This window comes from Flavobacterium degerlachei (genome assembly GCF_900106645.1).
GTDB lineage: Bacteria > Bacteroidota > Bacteroidia > Flavobacteriales > Flavobacteriaceae > Flavobacterium > Flavobacterium degerlachei.
In genome coordinates, this window is sequence record NZ_FNMV01000005.1 from 173,523 (window position 1) to 195,850 (window position 22,328).

General features: G+C 34.0%; 17 protein-coding genes. 12 read left to right on the forward strand and 5 right to left on the reverse strand.

Going from position 1 to position 22,328, the window contains the following annotated elements:
- Position 1: 1 nt before the first annotated feature.
- Positions 2-1,267, forward strand: a complete 1,266-nt coding sequence (locus BLV91_RS06925; protein ID WP_245709624.1) for an O-antigen translocase — start codon at positions 2-4, stop codon at positions 1,265-1,267.
- On the opposite strand, the gene BLV91_RS06930 is transcribed toward BLV91_RS06925, so the two are convergent.
- The gene (locus tag BLV91_RS06930; protein WP_091431114.1) at positions 1,264-2,400 is read right to left on the reverse strand and encodes a glycosyltransferase; all 1,137 of its coding nucleotides are present in this window, start codon (positions 2,398-2,400) and stop codon (positions 1,264-1,266) included. The genes BLV91_RS06925 and BLV91_RS06930 overlap by 4 nt on opposite strands.
- Before the next feature lie 41 nt (positions 2,401-2,441).
- Here BLV91_RS06930 and BLV91_RS06935 point away from each other — a divergent pair, with 41 nt between their 5' ends.
- Positions 2,442-3,524, forward strand: coding sequence for a glycosyltransferase (locus BLV91_RS06935; protein WP_091431117.1), 1,083 nt, complete (start codon positions 2,442-2,444; stop codon positions 3,522-3,524).
- Between the two features lie 4 nt (positions 3,525-3,528).
- Positions 3,529-3,936: a sugar 3,4-ketoisomerase gene (locus BLV91_RS06940; RefSeq protein ID WP_091431120.1), complete on the forward strand. Its 408-nt coding sequence runs from the start codon at positions 3,529-3,531 to the stop codon at positions 3,934-3,936.
- On the opposite strand, the gene BLV91_RS06945 is transcribed toward BLV91_RS06940, so the two are convergent.
- The 3 genes from BLV91_RS06945 to BLV91_RS06955 are packed head-to-tail and all read right to left on the reverse strand — an operon-like array spanning position 3,919 to position 6,414.
- Positions 3,919-4,845 (reverse strand): glycosyltransferase family 2 protein, encoded by a 927-nt coding sequence (locus BLV91_RS06945; protein WP_091431122.1) that lies wholly within the window; start codon positions 4,843-4,845, stop codon positions 3,919-3,921. The genes BLV91_RS06940 and BLV91_RS06945 overlap by 18 nt on opposite strands.
- A gap of 13 nt (positions 4,846-4,858) precedes the next feature.
- Positions 4,859-5,731, reverse strand: a complete 873-nt coding sequence (locus BLV91_RS06950; protein WP_091431125.1) for a glycosyltransferase family 2 protein — start codon at positions 5,729-5,731, stop codon at positions 4,859-4,861.
- Positions 5,731-6,414 (reverse strand): cell division ATP-binding protein FtsE, encoded by a 684-nt coding sequence (locus BLV91_RS06955; protein ID WP_091431127.1) that lies wholly within the window; start codon positions 6,412-6,414, stop codon positions 5,731-5,733. Before BLV91_RS06955 ends, BLV91_RS06950 begins: the two co-directional genes overlap by 1 nt.
- Before the next feature lie 167 nt (positions 6,415-6,581).
- Here BLV91_RS06955 and BLV91_RS06960 point away from each other — a divergent pair, with 167 nt between their 5' ends.
- From BLV91_RS06960 to BLV91_RS06970, 3 genes are all read left to right on the forward strand, one after another.
- Entirely contained in the window at positions 6,582-9,596 is a 3,015-nt protein-coding gene (locus BLV91_RS06960; protein WP_091431129.1) for a tetratricopeptide repeat protein, read from the forward strand.
- A 56-nt stretch (positions 9,597-9,652) separates the two neighbouring features.
- The gene (locus tag BLV91_RS06965) at positions 9,653-10,519 is read left to right on the forward strand and encodes a PhzF family phenazine biosynthesis protein (RefSeq protein ID WP_091431130.1); all 867 of its coding nucleotides are present in this window, start codon (positions 9,653-9,655) and stop codon (positions 10,517-10,519) included.
- Positions 10,520-10,615: 96 nt separating this feature from the next.
- The gene (locus BLV91_RS06970; RefSeq protein WP_091431132.1) at positions 10,616-12,370 is read left to right on the forward strand and encodes a TonB-dependent receptor; all 1,755 of its coding nucleotides are present in this window, start codon (positions 10,616-10,618) and stop codon (positions 12,368-12,370) included.
- 91 nt (positions 12,371-12,461) lie between these two features.
- On the opposite strand, the gene BLV91_RS06975 is transcribed toward BLV91_RS06970, so the two are convergent.
- On the reverse strand, positions 12,462-13,007 hold the full coding sequence (locus BLV91_RS06975; RefSeq protein WP_091431135.1) for a DUF2911 domain-containing protein: 546 nt from the start codon (positions 13,005-13,007) through the stop codon (positions 12,462-12,464).
- Positions 13,008-13,212: 205 nt separating this feature from the next.
- Between BLV91_RS06975 and BLV91_RS06980 the strand changes: the two genes are divergently transcribed.
- The 6 genes from BLV91_RS06980 to mdh all read left to right on the forward strand — a co-directional run bounded on the left by BLV91_RS06980 (position 13,213) and on the right by mdh (position 22,280).
- A complete protein-coding gene (locus BLV91_RS06980) occupies positions 13,213-13,662 on the forward strand; it encodes a hypothetical protein (RefSeq protein ID WP_091431251.1) in 450 nt (149 codons plus the stop codon).
- A gap of 234 nt (positions 13,663-13,896) precedes the next feature.
- The gene (asnB, locus tag BLV91_RS06985) at positions 13,897-15,573 is read left to right on the forward strand and encodes an asparagine synthase B (RefSeq protein WP_091431137.1); all 1,677 of its coding nucleotides are present in this window, start codon (positions 13,897-13,899) and stop codon (positions 15,571-15,573) included.
- A gap of 174 nt (positions 15,574-15,747) precedes the next feature.
- Positions 15,748-17,373 (forward strand): amidohydrolase, encoded by a 1,626-nt coding sequence (locus BLV91_RS06990; RefSeq protein WP_091431139.1) that lies wholly within the window; start codon positions 15,748-15,750, stop codon positions 17,371-17,373.
- 193 nt (positions 17,374-17,566) lie between these two features.
- A complete protein-coding gene (gene asnB, locus BLV91_RS06995) occupies positions 17,567-19,183 on the forward strand; it encodes an asparagine synthase B (RefSeq protein ID WP_091431141.1) in 1,617 nt (538 codons plus the stop codon).
- 168 nt (positions 19,184-19,351) lie between these two features.
- On the forward strand, positions 19,352-21,295 hold the full coding sequence (gene gyrB, locus BLV91_RS07000) for a DNA topoisomerase (ATP-hydrolyzing) subunit B (RefSeq protein WP_091431144.1): 1,944 nt from the start codon (positions 19,352-19,354) through the stop codon (positions 21,293-21,295).
- 49 nt (positions 21,296-21,344) lie between these two features.
- Positions 21,345-22,280 carry a malate dehydrogenase gene (gene mdh / locus BLV91_RS07005; RefSeq protein WP_091431146.1) on the forward strand — a complete coding sequence of 312 codons (936 nt, stop codon included), beginning with the start codon at positions 21,345-21,347 and terminating at the stop codon, positions 22,278-22,280.
- Positions 22,281-22,328 lie beyond the last annotated feature (48 nt).

Below are 22,328 nucleotides of genomic sequence, written 5' to 3' on the forward strand. Positions count from 1 at the left end.
TTTGAAAAAAATATACAAATCACAACTGTTTAAAATTAGTTCTTTAAACAGTTTGAGTATAATCCTGAAAATAGGGATAGGACTAGTGACCTCTAAATTATTGGCCGTTTTTGTTGGGCCAAGCGGAATGGCATTGGTAGGAAACCTTAGAAACTTCATGTCTTCATTAGAAACGGTATCAACATTGGGATTTCAAAACGGAATCGTCAAGTATGTGGCCGAAATCGAGAAGGACAAGCTACAGCTGCAGAAATTTATTTCAACTGTTTTTATGAGTTTGCTACTTGTCGCTTTACTCTTAAGTGGATTTCTATATTTCTTTGCTGCTTTTTGGAACTACAGGATTTTCGGAAGTCATTTTGAATATGATTTTGTTTTCAAGGCTTTGTCTCTGGCATTACCTTGGTATGCAGTTTCCATTTTATTGGTTTCCGTACTGAATGGTTTGGGGAATTTCAAAAAGGTAATTTGGATTAATAGTATAGGGAATGCTATAGGGTTGTTAGTTTCAGTTGTTTTGATTTTGGAGTATAGAACTTTTGGGGCTTTATTGTCCATCGTTATTTCACCGGCTTTATTGTTCTTTGTCGCATTCTATTTTGTCAACAAGGAAATTGCGGTTTTTAAAATAATCAGCAGTGCGGCTTTTGATTTTAGTTTTATCAAGAAATTGTCGTCTTATTCGTTGATGGCATTGGTTTCCTCTGTTTTGGGGCCTCTGGTTTTTTTAATGGTACGTAATAATATCATTCAAACGCTTGACATCGATCAAGCAGGTTATTGGGAAACGATGACAAGAATATCTACTTATTATATGTTGTTTGTAAGTACTATTTTGACTGTTTATTTTTTGCCTAAACTCTCTGCTTCAAAGGATAGTCAGGAAACAAAAAGTATATTTTGGAGCTTCTACAAAGGAATTTTACCAGTCTTTATTTTTGGAGTAACAATAATTTATTTTGCCCGTTTTTTTATCATCAAGTTGCTGTTTACTAATGAGTTTTTGCAAGTTGAATCTTTGTTTTTCTGGCAATTGTTTGGTGATGTTTTAAAAGCAGCTTCTCTGATTTTAGGGTATCAATTTTTTGCCAAAAGACTTACTATCGCATTTATTGTATCAGAATTAGTATCGCTTGGTTTGTTCTACTTTTTAAGTGATTATTTGATGGGATTATTCGGGATTCAAGGGGTAGTGATGGCTCAAGCGCTAGATAACTTTGTTTATTTGCTTATTTTGCTACTCTATTTCAGAAAGAGTTTGTTTTAGTATCTGTTCCAAATTTCTAAATATTTACTCGCTATTTTTATATAATCGTGTTCTCTTTCTATAAAGTCTCCCGCACGTTTTCCAATGGTTATTATTTCAGCAGGATTTTCAATCAGGTGAGATAATTCTGTCACCAAATAATCGACATCTGCAATTGCATTTATTGCCACTCGTTCCGGTAGATTATACAGTTCCGAAAACTCTTTTTCAGCACCTGTAAACACCACTTTTCCTTTTGCCATGGCTTCAAGTGCATTATAACCTTGGTCATTGGCGTAAGCTTGATCGAGTAAAATATGCGCTTTGTTATACGAGTTAATATAGATCGAGTAAGGAACATTTCGAGTTGTAATTATTTCAACTTTGTCTCCGTATTTTTGTGCGATACAATCCAATGCTTTTTCAAAATAGTCGTTTCCTTTTTTATAATAATTAGCCTCATTTATTCCGTGAAATATCACAATCTTGTCTGAAATAGTCGTTGGTTGAAAGTCAATTTTAGCGCTATTAATTGGATTTGGAATAAGTCCTAAATATTTAGGGTTATTATGTAGCGGAATATGGTAGTCGAGATCAGTAGCAATAATTCCCTTTATGTTTGAATAAATAAATTGATGCAGTTTTTCAAACGATTTGGTTTTGAATTTCAATACGTTCTCGAAGTTTTTGGTGCTTATTCTTCCTGATAAATAAGGCTGAATCGCCGATTTGAAATCCGGATTGTCAAAACCGTATTTTACATTCAAAAAATCGTAACCGGAAGATAATAAGAATACTTTAGTGTTATTTTTAAACAGAAACTCAAGGATTTTTCTTTCGTAATAGTATTGACAGTAAAAACTGTTTTCATTGATGAGTTGCACTACATCAAAATTGGTAAAATGAATCTTGTTTTTCTTGAATTGGCGATAAGTTAAATAAGAGCTAATGTCAAAGCGGAAGAGCGAGTGAATACCTACTTTTAGTTTTTTTAAAATACCATTATCCCATTTTTTTACAATGGGAAAGTCAATAGGGTAGTTTTTAAATCCATCCTGATGGCCTACAATATAAACGTCATGCCCCAATTCCTGTAAGCCTTCTTTGAGCGAGTTATGTAAACGGCTGAATTCGCCAACAAGTAAAACTTTCATTTATGTGTATATTTGGTAAATATATTTACTTTTAGACAAGAATGATAAAAAACAGAAACAAAGTAGCGATAATTTCGACATCCTTAGGACGCGGTGGAGCCGAAAAATTTGCTTCGATGTTGAGTTATATACTGGATAATTGCGATGTTGAAATTCATAACATCATTGTGAACGACGATATTAATTATAAATATGCTGGCGAGTTGCTTAATTTGGGAAGCCATAGTCTAGGCTATAATTCAGTATTCAAAAAAATTAAAAAGGGTTTTTTATTACATCAGTATTTAAAGGAAAAGGAAATAGATTTAATCATTGATAACCGACCTAGAAATAATTTGACACGGGAATTATTGACGCATTGGATTTATGGAAAAAGAAGATTATGGTTTGTAGTTCATAGTTCTAAGCTGGATAATTACTTTCCAAAATCTATTTTTTGGTCTAAATTTCTTTATCAGAAAACGGAAAAAATTATTTGTGTTTCGAAGGCTATCGAGCTGGAATTAAAACAAAAATTTGATTTCGAAAATACGACAACCATCTACAATCCGTATGATTTATCGAAAACTGAAATAAAAAATGATGAAGTCTTTGACGGTAAATACATCTTGTATTTTGGTAGGTTTGATGAAAAAGTAAAGAACTTTAGTTTAATGCTTGAAGCCTTTTCAATTTCTAAAATTTTTATGAAAGGGTATAAGCTTTACCTTATGGGTGAAGGACCTGATTTAACCTTTATTCAGGATAAAATCAAAGAATTAAAATTGGATTCTTTTGTTGAAACTCTACCTTTTAATAATAATCCATTTCCTTATGTGCAACAAGCTAAATTCACCATTTTAACGAGCCGACATGAAGGGTTTCCTCTATCAATAGTCGAATCATTAGCTTTGGGAATTCCTGTAATTTCAGTAGACTGCAAGTCAGGACCTAATGAAATAATAAAAAACGAATACAATGGTTTGTTGGTCGAGAATAACAATCCAAATAGTTTGGCATCGGCCATGAATCGATTTATTGACGATTCAGATTTATATGATTTTTGTAAAAAAAATGCTTCAAGCAGTGTACAACATTTATCTTTAAAATCTATTTCAAAACAATGGGAATCCATTTTATTCTAAGAACATGATAAGCAGTAACGAAGTGCGGTTAATTGAAATTCCTAAAGTTCAGGATAGGCGAGGCAATCTTTCTGTAATAGAAGGCGAGACCATTCCGTTTGTGTCTAAAAGAGTGTACTATTTATATGATGTTCCTGGAGGAAGTAAAAGGGGAGGACATGCACATAAAGAACAAAAAGAGTTTTTAATTGCCTTGAGCGGTAGTTTTGATGTTGTCGTTAAAGACGGAAATTCTGAAAAAACAATCACGCTGAATAAACCTAATTATGGCTTATTGATTGAAAAAGAAATTTGGAGAGAACTAGAGAATTTTTCTTCAGGATCCGTTTGTTTGGTGTTGGCTTCGGATGAGTTTGATGAAGAAGATTACATTCGAAACTTTAAAGATTTTACGTTATTTAAAAACCGATGAACCAAAGCCAGAATCGGCTAAAACAGTTTTAAATCGGATTAATTCATGTAGTAAAGTAGCGGGCAGCAAAAGTAGCGTCCGTTTTTTTATACCCAAATTATTTAACTCGATAGCTGCATAATAGTTATCAAAAGCGACTTTGTTTCCTGATAATTTGAATTTTATAGCCATTGAAAATCGGTTCAAGTCCAAGAATTTTTTCAACTGAGGATTGGTTTTCTCTAATTCTTTAAATTTACTAAAATCCACTTTTGAGTTGAGATGGCTTATGTTTTTTGAAAGACTATTTTCATCATAAACATACCTAGTCAAAATTTCCCACGAAAATACAACGGGATGTACTAATCCTATTCGGATCCAAAGATCAGTGTCTTGTCCGCTTTTTATTTGAGTATCGAAATTGCCTATTTCTTCAAAAATACTTTTATTAAAAACAGCACAGGAAGTGCATATAACAGTCTCTTTTGAACTGGCTGAAAAATAATTCACTATCTCACAATCACTCGTTTTGGTAATAGAATATTGTGCAGGGAAAACACTTTTTGAAGTTTCTATTTCAATTGCTGCCGAAAACACTTTTTGTTCGGGGTATTTTTTAATGTTTTGAAACATTTCTTCTAAAAAACCAGGATACCAGTAATCATCAGCATCTATGAAAGCAATGAATTCGCCTTGTACTTTATCTATTCCAAAATTTCTGGCCGCAGATACTCCCTCGTTTTCTTTTGAAAAATAACGGATTCTGGGGTCATTGAATTTTTTGATTATTTCAGCACTTGAGTCCGTCGATCCATCATTGATAATCAGAATTTCAAAGTCAGTAAAAGACTGCTCAAGGACGCTTCGTAGCGTGGCTTCAATAAATTTTTCTTTGTTATACAGTGGAATTATTACTGAAAAATAGATCATGTCATTATGGTTTTTATTTACAGATGTAGCCCACTCTGAAAATATTAAAGATAAATAGACTTGGGTTTTTTCCTTTAAGATTTTTTAATATTAGTTTTTCAAAAAGGGGAAATAATTTCGAAATGGGAATACTTAATTTCGTTTTGCTTAAAAAATGATAAAGTTGAACCATTCGTATAAATTTAATGTCAATTTGGTTCAATCGGTACAAATTCATAAGGTTCTCTAGAGCATCTTTTGTTTTTTGTAAAAAGACCTCGTTCGTGTCTATATCCGTATGTTCGACAGGGTTTTCGATATGATTTACTTTTAAATTAAATTTACTTAATTTATAGGATAGAAAAGAATCTTCATGACCATAGGTAGTAATTTCTTCTTTAAATTTCACTTTGTCAAAACAGTTCTTTTTAATCAAAGTGTTATTAAAAAGTAACGATTTATAAGGGCTTTGTTTTCTGTTTAATGCTATTTGATCTTCAACAATTCGTCCGTATTTCCATCGTAGCTGTTGACTGTTTGAGGGACATTCTTTTGGATGCAATCGTCCTCCATAAAGAATGTCAAATCCTTCCAGATTAAGGATGTATTTGCTAATATAATTTTGGGTGAGGATTATGGAATCGCAATCTAGAAACAAAAGCCAGTCATAATTAGACCTTGAAGCCAGTAAATTTCTGATTTTGCTTCTGCCAATGTTTTTAGGTAATTCGGTTAGCGAACAATTACTTAGCAACAAAATCGAATTATTCTGTGACTTAAACTGGGTAGAGGCATCATCCATACAGATGATTTCAAAATCAATTTTAGATTCCAAGCATTGTTTGTGCAATTCCTGAACTAATGGATATGCATTGTAATTGTATATTGGAAGGAGGACAGAAAGCATTACACTGTTCTCTGAACCACCTCGAAGATTTTAGAGTCTTCACATTTCAATGTTTTTGAAGGGAATTTCATCAATAAAGCATAATCGTGCGTTGCCATTATTATCGTTTTTCCATTGGCGTTGATGGTTCTTAAAACTTCAAGAACTTCAGCACTTGTCTGTGGGTCTAGATTTCCAGTTGGCTCATCGGCAAGGATAAGTTCAGGATCATTTAGCAAAGCTCTAGCAATAGCAACACGCTGCTGTTCACCACCAGAGATTTGATGTGGCATTTTGTGTGCATATTCTTTCATGCCCACTTTGTCCAAAACTTCATCAATCTTACGATCCATTTCATTTTTGTCTACCCAGCCTGTCGCTTTTAGCACAAATAACATATTGTCTTTTATCGTACGGTCTGGCAATAGTTTGAAATCTTGGAATACAATACCAATTTTTCTTCTCAAAAACGGAATGTCATCTTCTTTCAAACCTACTAAGTCAAAATCAACAATGTGTCCTTCGCCTTCTGTTAAAGGCAAATCAGCATAAAGCGTCTTCATTAAGCTACTTTTTCCTGATCCTGTTTTTCCAATGATGTATAAGAATTCACCATGGTTTACTTCCAAATTTATGTTTGATAAAATAACATTCTTTTCTTGATAAATGGATGCGTTTTTTAAAGACAGTACTGCTTGAGACATAATTGGCGTTTGTTTATTGGGTAAAAGTAATTATCAATTATCAATTTTCAATTATCAATTATGATTTTTTTTATTTTTTGTTAAAACATTTGTTCATAATAAAACCGAATTACAATTCGTTATAGTGGTTAGTTATAATACATTTGAATATTAAAAAAAAAATCAAAATGCGTATATTTTCCTGGCTCTTCTTTTTATTGACTTTTGCTGCACCTTTTACGGTTTCAGCGCAAAAATCAACAATCTACACCCATGATTTAGCAGATTTCAATAAAGCGCTTTCGTTGTTCAACGATATGCAATATGCCTCTGCACAAATTATTTTCGAAAAAGTAAAATTAGAAACGACTGACGAAGAATTAAAATCAGATTGTGCTTACTATGATGCCAATTGTGCTATTCGTTTGAATCGTGCCAATGCTGATGTTTTGATGGAAAATTTCGTTGCAGACTATCCTACCAGTGCTAAGAGCAATCAGGCATTTATAGAAGTAGCACATTTTTACTTTGAGCAAGGTAATTATCCACAAGCACTTCAATGGTTTGAAAGAGTTGACGAAAGCCAATTGAATAATAGAGACAGAGATAAATTTAATTTCCAAAAAGGCTATGCTTTTTTTAGTTCCAAGAATAAAAAGGAAGCTACAAGCTATTTTAACAAAGTGGTGAACTCAGAGGAATACGGTTCGCAAGCTAAGTATTATTTAGGGTTTATTGCCTATGAAGGGGATGACTACAAGGAGGCTACGAAATATTTTGATGAAGTTTCAGGGGAAGAGAAATACAAAGAAAAATTGTCATACTATCAAGCTGACATGAATTTTAAGCTTGGTAATTTTCAAAAAGCAATTGAGCTAGGCGAAAAAGCAATGGCTAAGTCAAACGCTATTGAAAAATCAGAATTGAGTAAAATAATTGGTGAAAGCTATTTTAATTTAAAACAATATGACAAAGCAGTTCCTTATTTAGCTGCTTATAAAGGGAAAAAAGGAAGATGGAATAATACTGACTTTTACCAATTGGGATATGCCTATTACAAACAAAACGATTTTGAAAATGCTATTTCGCAATTCAATAAAATCATAAACGGAAAAGATTTTGTAGCTCAAAATGCCTATTACCATTTGGGCGAAAGTTATTTAAAATTAGATAAAAAACAAGAGGCTTTGAATGCATTCAAGAATGCTTCTGAAATGGCATTTGACACATCTATACAAGAAGATGCTAGTTTGAATTATGCTAAATTAAGTTATGAAATTGGGAATTCGTACCAAAGTGTGCCTGCAGTTTTATTGGATTTCATGAAAAAATATCCAAATAACGCCAACCGTTCCGTAATTGAAAAATTATTGATTGATTCTTATATCTCTTCTAAGAATTATAAAGAAGCATTGGTTTTATTGGAAAAAAACAAAAGCCCAGGAAACAAGTTAGCATATCAAAAAGTTACTTTTTATAGAGGTATGGAGTTATATGCTGATAGAAACTACTCTGAGGCTGCAACTATGTTCAAGAAATCTATTGATGGACAAATAGATGCTGATTTTACGGCCAGAGCTACTTTTTGGAAAGGAGAAACAGAATATGTTTTAGATGATTATAAAAATGCTTTGTTGAGTTATAAGCAATTCGCAAGTTCAGCGCGTGCTCATAGTACTGTGGAGTATAAAAATATCAATTACAATATAGCATATGCTTATTTCAAATTGAAGGAATATGATCAAGCTGGAGAATATTTTCAAAATCAGATTGAAGCAGTAAAAGACGACAAAGTAAGATTAAATGATAGCTATTTAAGATTAGGTGATTGCCGATTTGTAACTTCGAAATATTGGCCAGCAATGGAAGCTTACAATAAAGTAATCGAATCTAGAGGTGTCGATGCTGATTACGCTTATTATCAAAAAGCATTGTGTTACGGTTTTATTGCTAAAAACGATAAGAAAATTGAGGAGCTGAATTTATTCTTGCAATTGTACCCCAAATCAAGTTACCGTGACGATGCGATGTATGAATTGGCTAATACTTATGTAGCCAGTAAGCAGCAAGATCTTGCCTTGAAAACTTTTGATCGATTAATAGGGGAGTATAAAAGCGGTTCTTACACGGCAAAATCTATTTTAAGACAAGGATTAATTTATTACAATTCAGATAGAAATAATGAGGCTTTAAGCAAATTTAAAAAAGTAGCAGCTGATTTTCCTAAAACCCCAGAAGCCCTAGAAGCAGTATCGACAGCAAGGTTGATTTATGTTGACGGAGGTAGGGTAAATGAATATGCGACTTGGGTACGAACGTTAGATTTCGTTACTGTTACAGATGTAGAATTAGATAATGATTCTTATGAATCTGCAGCAAAGCAATTCGAACAAAATAATAATAAGCAAGCGATTTCAGGATTCAATGCTTACATATCGAGTTTTCCAAGAGGAATGCATTCACTGCAGGCTAATTTTTATTTGGCGCAAGCCTATTATTCTGAAGGACAAAAAGACAAGTCAATTTCGAATTACCAATATGTTATTGACCAACCGAGAAGTGAATTCACGGAGCAATCTCTAGCTAGATTGTCACAAGTACTTTTAGATAATAACGAAAAAGAGAAAGCAATTCCCGTATTAATTCGTTTAGAAAGCGAAGCTGATTTTCCTCAAAATAAGGTGTTCGCACAGTCTAATTTGATGAAATGTTATTATGATAAAAAAGACTATTCTAATTCAATTGTCTATGCTGATAAGGTGCTAAATAATGCCAAAACGGATGATAATGTAAGAAGTGATGCTCAGATTATCATTGCTCGTTCAGCAATGCAAACTGGGGATGAAGCAAAAGCCAGATCAGGATATGCTAAATTGCTAACCATTGCAAAGGGAGAATTAGCAGCCGAGGCTTTGTATTATGACGCTTATTTCAAAAATAAAGACGGGAAATTTGAATCTTCAAATGTAGCGGTTCAAAAGCTTGCGAAAAATTATTCCAGTTACCGCTATTTTGGTGCAAAGGGATTGATTCTTATGGCTAAAAATTTCTATGGACTAAAAGATGGTTTTCAAGCGACTTATATTCTAGATAATGTCATTCAAAATTTTACTGATTTTCCAGATGTTATTTCTGAAGCGCAAAAAGAATTAAATATGATCAAAGCCGAGGAGTCAAAAACAAATTCATCGATAACGAATTAGGAATATTTAAAACAACTGGAATAATCCGGTTGTTGTGAATTTAAAATTAATTAAAAATGACTATTCCTTTTTATATAATAGATGTATTTACAGAAAAAAAATATGCTGGAAATCAGCTGGCTGTTTTTTTAAATGCGGCTGACTTAACGACGGATCAGATGCAGCAAATAGCACGAGAAATTAATTTTGCCGAAAGTACTTTTGTTACCGATAGCGCTGCTGAAGATAACAAGGCAACGATTAGAATTTTTACTCCTGCACACGAAATGCAATTTGCAGGACATCCTATAATAGGGACATCCTGGGTTCTGATGAATAAAGTATTCAAACATCAGCCTAATGAAATTGAATTAAAAGTTCCAATAGGAGAAATTCAGGTTCGTCAATCCAAGGATTTAGTTTGGTTAAAAGCGGCGCAACCAGATTTTCTGGATGTTTTTATGAAGGAAGACTTTGCTTCTTTTAGTAATTTGAGTGTGACTGATTTTGATAATCGTTTTGAAGTTCAGGAAGTAACTACAGGAAGTGCTTTTGTCATTGTACCACTAAAAAATAGAGAGACCTTAAATGCGGTCAAACTGGATAAAGATAAAACAGCAGAATGGCTAAAAGCAAAATGTAAAACAGAACACAAAGCTTTATATTTTTTTAGTTTAGAAAATGAAATTCTTAACACTAGAATGTTGTGCATTGAAAATAATCAGCTTATAGAAGATGCAGCAACAGGAAGTGCTAGTACATGTTTACAAGCTTTTTTATTGAAATATCACTCAACTGAAATAAAAATGGTGAATAATCAGGGAGAATACATTAATAGAAAGTCTCAAATATTTTTTGAAGGGAAAAGAGAAGAGAACCTGTTTGATATAAATATAGGTGGCGAATCTCAGTTTGTGGCCCAAGGAGAATGGGAAGTAGGTTAAAATAATAGACTAAAATAAAAAAATAAGAAATGTATAAAATGCAGGAAGCAAGAAAACAGTCTTGTAAATGCCTTTTTTATAATAAAACAAAAAAATATGAAATTCAATTTCCAAAATAAAGTTACCATTGGCTTATTCCTAGTTGCCTTCCAGTTTTCGTTTGCTCAGAAGAAGGAAGAAAATATTGGGTCTGAAGTCGTTAATGTGGTTAAGCCTTATACGCCGACACTATCTGACGCATTTAAAGTGCAGGAAACGCCTGTGCTTGATGATGAAGGAAATGCCAAAAAAGAAAAGATTAATTATTCTATTTTTTCTTTTCCTGTTGCTTCTACTTTTACACCTTCTAAAGGAAAGGCGGAAGGAGTTGACAAAACGAAACAAGCGCATTTGTATGATAACTATGCGACCTTAGGATTTGGGAATTACAGAACATTAAATGCTGAATTGTTTGTGAACCAAGATTTGGGGAATAACGATTATGTGGGCGGAATGTTTCGTCATCTTTCTTCACAAGGAGGAATAAAAGATGTTGAACTTGATGATCGTTTTTATAATTCATCGATAGATTTAACTTATGGAGCAAATACTAATGCTTTGTCTTGGAACTTGGACTTGGGTTATAGAAACCAGATATACAATTGGTACGGTTTACCTTCAGAGTTTGGTAGCAACTTATCTTCAAATGACCGCGTTTTTATAGTAGACGGAATTAATGCTCAACATGTGTATAATACTTATTCTATTGGAGGGAAAATTGATTTTAATGATGGGATTTTGAATGATGCCAACATGAAGTTTAGTCATTTTACCGATACTTATGGATCGGCTGAAAATAGATTTTATGTCAAGCCGTCTTTGCAATTTGACATAATGGATGAGTCTATTAAAACTAATATAATTGTAGATTATGTAGCTGGAAGTTTCGAGAATAATTATTTAAAAACAAATTCAGAACCTTTAAAATATGGTTATACTAATTTTGGAATCACACCTACTTTTGTAATGCAAGAGGATGATTGGACCATAAATATTGGTGCTGCCGTTTTTTATAGTATGGACAACGAAAACAGCAATAACAAGTTTTTTGTTTATCCGCAAGTGAATGCAAGCTACAAAGTGGTTGGGGATTTAATGATTTTTTATGCTGGAGCAGAAGGAAGTTTAGAACAAAATTCTTATTTGGATTTTGTTAATGAAAATCCGTTTTTATCGCCAACCTTAAACATTACTCCAACGGACAAACAATATGATGTTTTTGCTGGTTTGAAAGGGAAATTGAGTAATAGTGTGAGTTATAACATTAAAGGTTCGTATGTAAACGAAAGAAATAAAGCTTTGTTTAGAAGCAATGACTACAATGAAAATACTTCCAATGAAAATTATGCTTTTGGAAATTCAATGCAGGTTGTTTACGACGACATGAAAACATTGAGTTTTTCAGGAGATTTAAAAGCTAATTTTTCAGATTTTGTGACTTTTGGAATCAGCGGAACTTTTAATAATTACTCTAATTATATTGAGCAAGAAGCATGGAATTTGCCAGAATTAAAATTGAATTCGAATATTGATTTTAATATTACCCAAAAATGGTTTGCAGGAGCTGCTGTTTACTTTGTTGGCGAACGTAAGGATATGAAATTGAACACCAATTTCACCGTTGATGCTACGCCAATGACTTTAGATAGTTATTTTGATGTAAATGCACATCTAGGATATAAATACAACGATCGTTTGACTGGTTTTATAAGAGCTAACAATATTACGAACCAAGCCTATGAGAAATGGTTGGACTACCAAGTTCAAGGTTTTCAGGTTATTGTAGGTGCAAATTATAAATTTGATTTCTAATTTGGCGCAAGCAATTGAATGTTTGTCAAAACAAGATGAAAAAAAAGGCTTCCACAATGTGGAAGCCTTTTTTTTTATGTTTGTAAAAATATTATTCAGTAAAAGGAACAGCAATTCTCATTTTGTCCCAACCCATATTCAGCATAATGCCATTGTCAGCCTTGGTGAAAACCATTGAAAAGTTTTCAAGTGATTCGGTTCCTTCAGTTACAGGAACGCTTAGTCTTGCTACATCATTTTCTTGTTTATAAAAATATGATCCCCAAACGTTCAGGTCTTTGTTTATAATTACTGTGTAAGAAGCTTTTTCAGGAATGGTATATATAGTGTATGTGCCAGCCTTAACGTTGTTTTGACCTAGCTTCATATCCTTGTAGAAAGTGATTTCAGCTGCTTCATTAGCACCAGTTCTCCAAACTTTTCCAGATGGCGCCAATTCATCAATACTACGGCCTTTCAGCTGAGGTCTGCTATAAGTTACCTTTGCAATCTTAGCTGCATCTTTATAATCGTTAGGATATGCTGCTACATCCATTGGGCTTTTGTCAAGATCAGGAAATTTTTGAGCATTTGCATTCGAAGATAAAAGCATTGTAAAAGCAAAAGCTACTGTGGCTACTACTGTTGATTTTTTCATAGTGTATATTAAATGATTAGAATGTTAAAATTATCAATTGTGTTTTTATAAAGATAATAATTCATGTTAAAATTTTGAAAACAAATTGAAATAGGTTTAAAAAAAGACATGGCATTTTTAGAATATTACTCTAACTTTGGTGGCGTAGAGCAAGCTTTAATAGTTTATTGATTTTTGCCTGTTGTCTTCCAAAATGAAAAAAAATATGACTTTTAAACAAAAAATATATCAATACTATTTGCAGCTCGTTCAGGACAGAATTGATGTTTTTAGAGATATGATAGCGGCACTGACCGAAGATTCAAAAAATGATGCCAAAGGATCAGCTGGTGATAAACACGAAACGGCTTTGTCTATGATGCATCTAGAACAAGAAAAACTCAATACTAAATTGAGAGAGGTGGTAACCCAAAAAGCGATTTTGGATAAAATTGACGCCAGTAAAATAGCCCAAACAATAATTGTGGGGAGCTTAGTAAAAGCCAATGGAATCTTTCTGTACATGAGTTTGGCGCTGCCAAAAATAAATATTGAAGGAACTAATATTATCGCATTGTCACCGCAGTCGCCTTTGGGAAACAAATTAATGGGGAACGTAGTGGGCTTTACTTTTGAGATTAATGGAACGACTTACATAATAGAAGAGATTTTATAGTCTGTGATTTTAAAAAAGCTGTTTTGTTGGGATCTACACTATAGATCTGTAAGGAATAATATTACTATTCTTAAGTATAAAACTGTTTTTTTTAATTTTTCAATTACTTATTTTGTGTAAAAAAGCAATTTGTGTTATAAATTATAACCATATGTGTTGTATGTGTTTTTCAATTGTAACTACAATCGCATCTTTGCCTTATCAAATTAAATAAACAAATAAAAATATATAGTTATGTGTGGAATAGTATGTGCCTTTGACCTAAAACAAAAAGCAGAAGTTTTAAGACCACAAGTGTTGGAAATGTCAAAAATCATCCGTCACCGTGGACCAGACTGGAGCGGAATTTACAGTGATGAAAAAGTGATTATGTCTCATGAGCGTTTGGCAATTGTTGATCCAGCTTCGGGTAAACAACCATTGTTAAGTGAAGACGGAAAATTGATTTTGGCTGCTAATGGTGAAATCTACAACCACAGAGAATTACGTAAACAATTTGAAGGGAAATATAACTTTCAAACTGAAAGTGACTGTGAAGTTATTCTAGCACTTTACAAAGAGAAAGGACCTCATTTTGTTGATGAAATGAACGGAATTTTTGGATTTGCGATTTATGATGTTGATAAAGATGAATATTTTGTCGCTCGTGATCACATGGGAATTATTCCATTGTACATAGGTTGGGACCAACATGGAACTTTTTATGTAGCTTCTGAATTGAAAGCTTTAGAAGGATATTGTACAAAAATTCAATTGTTTCCTCCAGGACATTATATGACAAGTAAAGACGGTGAATTTGTACAATGGTACAAAAGAGACTGGACTGAATTTGATGCGGTAAAAGACAACGAAACAAACATTCAAGATATTAAAGTAGCTTTAGAAGCTGCGGTTCACAGACAATTGATGAGTGATGTGCCTTACGGAGTATTACTTTCAGGAGGATTAGATTCTTCTATTACTTCGGCTGTCGCCAAAAAGTATGCACAAAAACGTATTGAGTCAGGAGATACTGCTGATGCTTGGTACCCACAATTGCACTCGTTCTCTGTAGGACTAGAAGGTTCTCCAGATTTAGCTGCAGCTCAAATTGTAGCAGATCATATCGGAACGATTCACCACGAAATTAAATTTACAATTCAAGAAGGATTAGATGCCGTTAAAGATGTGATCTATAACTTAGAAACGTATGACGTGACCACCATTAGAGCGTCGACTCCAATGTGGTTAATGGCGAGAGTTATTAAGTCAATGGGAATCAAAATGGTACTATCTGGTGAAGGTGCTGATGAGTTATTTGGAGGATACTTATATTTCCACAAAGCGCCAAATGCACAAGAATTTCATGAAGAAAACGTACGTAAATTAGGAAAACTACACATGTACGATTGTTTAAGAGCTAACAAAAGTTTAGCTGCATGGGGAATTGAAGGTCGTGTGCCATTCTTAGATAAAGAGTTTATGGATGTGGCTATGAGAATCAACCCACAAGATAAAATGATCAACAAAGAACACCCAATGGAGAAATGGGTAGTTCGTAAAGCTTTTGAAGACATGTTGCCACCAAGTGTTGCTTGGAGACAAAAAGAACAATTTAGCGATGGAGTTGGATATGGTTGGATTGATAAGTTAAAAGAAGTTGTAGCTGTTGAAGTATCTGATGAGCAATTAGCAAATGCTAAATACAAGTTCCCTTTGCAAACACCAACATCTAAAGAGGAATATTATTACCGTTCTATATTTACAGAACATTTCCCAAGTGATGCAGCCGCTTTATGTGTGCCACAAGAAGCAAGTGTTGCTTGTAGTACTAAAATTGCTCTAGAATGGGATGAGGCTTTCAAAAACATGAACGATCCATCAGGAAGAGCAGTGGCTAATGTCCATTCAGATTCTTATGTGAAAGGATAAAATAATTGCTTTGCATTTTAAAAATAATAAGGCGCTTTCCATCTCGGAGGCGCCTTTTTTGTGTTAACCAAAATATAGATTTGTAATAATATTCAGCTATTTTATTAAATAATTAGGTCTAGCTTCTTTTATATTAGGCTTCTTTTTTATATTAGCGTATCTAAACACCACATTATGAAACGCTGTATTTTAATTTTCAGTTTACTGGCACTTACTTCTTGCTTAAAAAAGAACAAGACTGCCGTAGATACCATTGTTACGAATGCCACTATTTACACTGTAGATAAAGATTTCGGAACGGCAACTGCGATGGCTGTCAGTGACGGTAAAATTGTAGCTGTGGGCAGCGATGATGAAATTAGAAACAACTTTGAATCAAGTAATGTAATAGAAGGAAAAGGGAAGTTTATTTACCCAGGACTAATAGATGCACATTGTCATTTTTATGGTTTTGGACTTAGTCTTCAGGAAGTCGATTTGCGAGGGACTAAAAGTATGGCGGAAGTAGTAAAGCGGATTCAAGCTTTTCAAAAAGAAAAAAAATCAAATTTTATTGTTGGAAACGGATGGGATCAAAACGATTGGAATGTAAAAGAATTTCCTTCCAAAGCTATTTTGGATAAATATTTTCCAAATATACCCGTGGTGCTGAATAGAGTAGATGGTCACGCCATTGTTGTCAATAGTAAAGCATTGGCGTTAGCGGGAATTACTAAAGATACAAAGGCAGATGGTGGTCAGATCGAAATTAAAAATGGAGAGCCAACGGGGATTTTAATAGATAATCCTATGGGATTGGTTTTTAATATAATTCCAAAACCAAGCCGAAAAACGCAAATAGCCGCGTTATTAGATGCTGAAAAAGTAATGTTTGATTACGGTTTGACAACGGTAAATGATGCGGGACTAGATCCAGATGTTATTGACTTGATAGATAGTTTGCAAAAAGCGAAAGCGATGAAGTTAAATGTTTACGCGATGGTCTCAGCCAGCCCAAAGAACATCGATATGTACCTTAAAAAAGGAATTTATAAAACGGATAATTTAAATGTGCGTTCTTTTAAAATGTATGGTGACGGAGCCTTAGGTTCTCGTGGGGCCTGCATGCATAAGCCATATTCAGATAGTCCTGAACATCATGGTGCATTAATTACTCCTGTTATTGATATGAAAGTGACTGCAAATAGAATTGCGGCTTCTTCTTTTCAGCTAAATACACATGCAATTGGAGATTCTGCAAATACAGTAATATTGAAAGTGTATAAAGAAGCCTTGACTGGAAAGAAAGACAGAAGGTGGAAAATTGAGCATGCACAAGTTTTACGTGAGCAAGATTTTGATTATTTTAAGTTTGGAATAATTCCTTCCGTACAGCCTACACATGCTACCTCAGATATGTATTGGGCCGGAGATCGATTAGGAAAAGACCGTTTGAAAAATGCTTATGCTTATAAAAAATTACTTCAGAAAGCAGGTGTCATTGCTTTAGGAACTGATTTTCCAGTAGAGGAAGTGAATCCAATGTTGACTTTTCATGCTGCAGTAGCCAGAAAAGATAGCAAAGGTTATCCAAGAGGTGGTTTCCAAATTGAAAATGCATTGTCTAGAGAGGAAACTTTAAAAGGAATGACTATCTGGGCTGCCTATTCTAATTTTGAAGAAGAAGAAAAAGGAAGTCTTGAAGTTGGAAAATGGGCAGATTTTGTAATCTACGATAAAGATATCATGAAAATAATGGAAAGTGAAATTCTTGAAATGAAGCCCGCTAATGTCTATTTAAAAGGGGCTAAGGTTAAATAAGTAGAGTTGTTCACAAAGAAAAATTTACAATTTATTACATAACACTTTCGTCTTTTGATGTGTGAGTTACACTTTTTACGTAAATAGCATTTTTTGGTTGTTAATTTAAACTAAAATATTTATTTGTGTTTTGTGTTTGTAACTGTTGACGCATCTTTGTGCTGTTAAATTAGAAAAAATACAATTATTAATTATGTGTGGAATATTAGCCATTATTGGGAAGGGGAAAGACAGAGAACTTGTAAAAGAGCTTTCAAAAAGAATGTCACATCGTGGTCCAGACGAAAGCGATTTGCATGTAACTGAAAATGGACATATTTTGAGTCATGAACGCTTGTCAATTATTGATTTGCATTCAGGGAAGCAACCGATACAAGGTACAAAATCGGCTTATATGATTCATAATGGAGAAATATACAATCACCAGGAATTAAGAGATGGAATTTTAAAAAATCATACTTTTAGAACTAAATCTGACTCGGAAGTTATCGTTCATTTGTATGAAGAGTTTGGTTTTGACTTTTGCAATATGCTTGATGGAGATTGGGCTTTTGTAATTGTTGATGGTGATAATTATATGGCTGGTAGAGATCCAATGGGTGTAAAGCCATTATATTACGGTTTAGACGAAAGAGGAAGAATTTATTTTTCATCTGAAATGAAATCTATTGCAGATCAATGTAGAACATTTGCGACATTTCCTCCCGGACATTATTATACTGCAAAAACGGGGTTTGTGAAATACTACCAACCAGAATATGAGGACTATTTAAAAGCCGACCAAGACCTAGATTTAGATGCAATACGGGAAACTTTGACAGAGGCAACTCGTAAGCGATTGATGAGCGATGTGCCTATTGGTGTGTTGCTTTCTGGTGGACTGGATTCATCATTAACTTCGGCAATAGCTGCAAGACTGTTGGCAGAAAAAGGTGAAAAGTTACATTCATTTTCGATAGGATTGGATATTGATGCTCCAGATGCAATTGCAGCAAGAAAAGTGGCAGCATTCATCGGGACGAACCATCACGAAGTGTATTTCACTGTTGAAGAAGGAATAGAAATAATAGAAAAGTTAATCTGGAATCTAGAAACCTATGACTTGACTTCAATTAGAGCGAGTGTTCCAATGTATTTCTTGTCGAAAGCAATAACTGATTTAGGTGTAAAGGTGGTTCTTTCGGGAGAAGGAGCTGATGAGGTTTTTGGTGGGTATTTGTATTTTAGAAATGCTCCGTCAAGCGAAGATTTTCAAAAAGAGACAATTGAAAGAGTTCAGAAATTATTTACAGCTGATTTACTAAGAGCTGATAAATCAACAATGGCGCATGGATTAGAGACTAGGGTTCCTTTTTTGGATAAAGCATTTTTAGATGTTGCTATTCGAATTAAAGCCAAAGAAAAAATGCCGAAATCATATGATGAAAAAGAAAAATATGTTTTAAGAAAAGCATTTGATACTCCCGATGATCCATATCTTCCAGACGAAGTTTTATGGAGGCAAAAAGAGCAGTTCTCTGATGGTGTGGGTTATAGTTGGATTGATGGCCTAATCAAATATTGTTCTTCTCAAGTTACTGATGAACAGTTGGCAGGAGCGATTGCTGAATTTCCTTTTAATTCTCCAACCACGAAAGAAGCTTATTTTTACAGATCAATATTTCATAAGTATTATCCTCAAGTAAGTGCCGCTCAAACGGTTAGAAAGTGGATTCCAAAATGGCAAGAAAATGAGGACCCAAGTGGAAGGGCAAATGCAGCTCACGTTAAGGCGGATACAGAAATGGCTAAAACAAGAATAGTTGTATAGCATGGCTTAGGATAATGAAACGTTCTCGATTTTGAGAGCGTTTTTTTATGCTTTAAATCGATAAAATGTTAATAACTTAACACCTTAAAAAGGTATTTTAACGGTTAAATAGGTTACGTTTTTATATATTTGCGTGTTAGACGAAATTACATTTTTAGAATAAATCATATGAGCGAAGAAATCAAGAAGGACAATTATTCAGCAGATAGTATTCAGGCATTAGAAGGAATGGAGCATGTAAGAATGCGTCCGTCAATGTATATTGGAGATGTGGGGGTTCGAGGACTTCATCATTTAGTTTATGAAGTAGTAGATAACTCTATCGATGAGGCAATGGGAGGCCATTGTGATACGATAATAGTTGATATAAATGAAGACGGATCTATTTCTGTTGAGGACAATGGACGTGGTATTCCTGTTGGTATCCATAAAAAAGAAGGTGTTTCAGCGCTAGAGGTTGTAATGACTAAAATTGGTGCTGGAGGTAAATTCGATAAAGATTCTTATAAAGTTTCTGGGGGACTTCACGGTGTTGGGGTTTCTGTTGTAAATGCATTGTCAAATCATCTTAGAGCTACGGTTCATAGTAGTGATGGAAAAGTGTATGAGCAGGAATATGAAAAAGGGAAAGCATTATATCCAGTAAAACAAATTGGGGAAACAACAAAAAGAGGTACTATCGTAACTTTTTATCCTGACCCTAGTATTTTTACTCAAACTATCGAGTTTTCATATGATACTTTGTCGGCACGTATGCGTGAATTGTCTTACCTGAATAAGGGAATTACAATCACTTTTACTGATAAAAGAGAATTAGATAAAGATGGAAAATTTGTATCTGAAGTTTTTCATTCTGATGAAGGTTTAAAAGAGTATATCCGTTACTTAGATGGAAATCGCGAACCAATCATTGCCCACGTTATTTCGATGGATAATGATAAAGGGGAAATTCCAGTTGAAGTTGCCTTGATTTATAATACAAGTTACACAGAGAATATTTTTTCTTACGTAAATAATATCAATACACACGAAGGAGGAACGCACTTGCAAGGTTTCAGAACTGGTCTAACAAGATCACTAAAGAAATATGCAGATGCATCTGGGATGTTAGACAAATTGAAGTTTGATATTTCAGGGGATGATTTCCGTGAAGGTTTAACTGCAATTATTTCTGTAAAAGTTGCTGAACCACAATTTGAGGGACAAACTAAAACTAAACTTGGAAACAGGGAAGTAGTTTCACCAGTAAGTCAGGCAGTGAGTGAAATGATTGAGAACTATTTGGAAGAAAATCCAAATGATGCTCGTATCATTGTTCAAAAGGTAATTTTGGCAGCACAGGCACGTCATGCTGCTAAGAAAGCGCGTGAAATGGTACAACGCAAAACCGTAATGGGTGGTGGTGGATTACCAGGGAAATTGTCTGATTGTTCAGAACAGGATCCTGCAAAATGTGAAGTATATCTTGTCGAGGGAGATTCGGCAGGGGGAACGGCAAAACAAGGTCGTGACCGTGCTTTTCAAGCGATTTTACCATTACGTGGTAAGATTTTGAACGTAGAGAAAGCAATGCATCATAAAGTTTTTGAAAACGAAGAGATTAGAAATATTTTTACAGCACTTGGAGTTACTGTTGGTACTGAAGAGGATAGTAAAGCATTGAATATTTCTAAGTTGCGTTACCATAAAGTAATTATTATGTGTGATGCCGATGTCGATGGTAGTCATATTTCTACTTTGATCTTGACATTTTTCTTTAGATTTATGAAAGAACTAATTGAAGAAGGGCACGTATATATTGCTGCTCCGCCTTTATATTTAGTTAAAAAAGGGAATAAAAAAGAATATGCTTGGAATGATTTACAGAGAGATCAGGCTAATGAAAGAATGGGTGGAAGCGCAGGAATTCAAAGGTATAAAGGTCTTGGGGAGATGAATGCGGAACAATTATGGGAAACCACAATGGATCCGAGTTTTAGAACCTTGCGTCAGGTAAATATTGACAGTCTTGCAGAAGCGGATAGAGTTTTCTCGATGTTAATGGGTGACGAAGTTCCTCCAAGAAGAGAATTTATCGAAAAAAATGCAGTTTATGCTAATATAGATGCCTAATAGGGTGTCTAAACACTGATTAACTAACCAAAAAATACACACATATAATATGAAAGTTACTATTGTAGGAGCAGGAAATGTAGGAGCAACATGCGCAGACGTAATTTCTTATAGAGGAATTGCAAGTGAAGTTGTGTTGTTAGATATTAAAGAAGGATTTGCTGAGGGTAAAGCGTTGGATATAATGCAATGTGCTACCAATACAGGATTTAATACGAAGGTGTCAGGTGTTACTAATGATTATTCAAAAACTGCAAATAGTAGTGTTGTGGTAATTACATCTGGAATTCCAAGAAAACCAGGAATGACTCGTGAAGAATTAATTGGAATCAATGCGGGAATTGTAAAAACTGTTGTTGAAAGCGTTTTGGTACATTCGCCAGAAGCAATTATCGTAGTAGTTTCAAATCCAATGGATACAATGACTTATTTAGCATTGAAATCTACAGGATTGCCAAAAAACAGAATAATAGGAATGGGTGGAGCTCTTGATAGTTCTCGTTTTAGAACGTACTTGTCAATGGCTTTAGATAAACCAGCAAATGATATCTCTGCGATGGTTATTGGAGGACATGGTGATACGACAATGATTCCTTTGACGCGTTTAGCATCATACAATGGTATTCCAGTATCGCAATTTCTATCTGAAGAAGCTTTACAGAAAGTGGCTGCCGATACTATGGTAGGAGGAGCAACACTAACAGGGCTTTTAGGAACTTCAGCTTGGTATGCGCCAGGAGCATCAGTTGCTTATTTGGTAGATAGTATTTTGAATGACCAAAAGAAAATGATTGCTTGTTCTGTTTTTGTTGAAGGCGAATATGAGCAAAATGACATCTGTATAGGTGTACCTTGTATAATAGGTAAAAATGGAGTGGAAGAAATTATAGAAATTGAGTTAAACGATAGTGAAAAAGCTAAGTTTGCTAAAAGTGCTGAAGCAGTTAGGCAAATGAATGATGCCTTGAAATCAATTTTAGCTTAATCCAATTGTTATATATTAATGAAGACTGCAGTTATGCAGTCTTTTTTT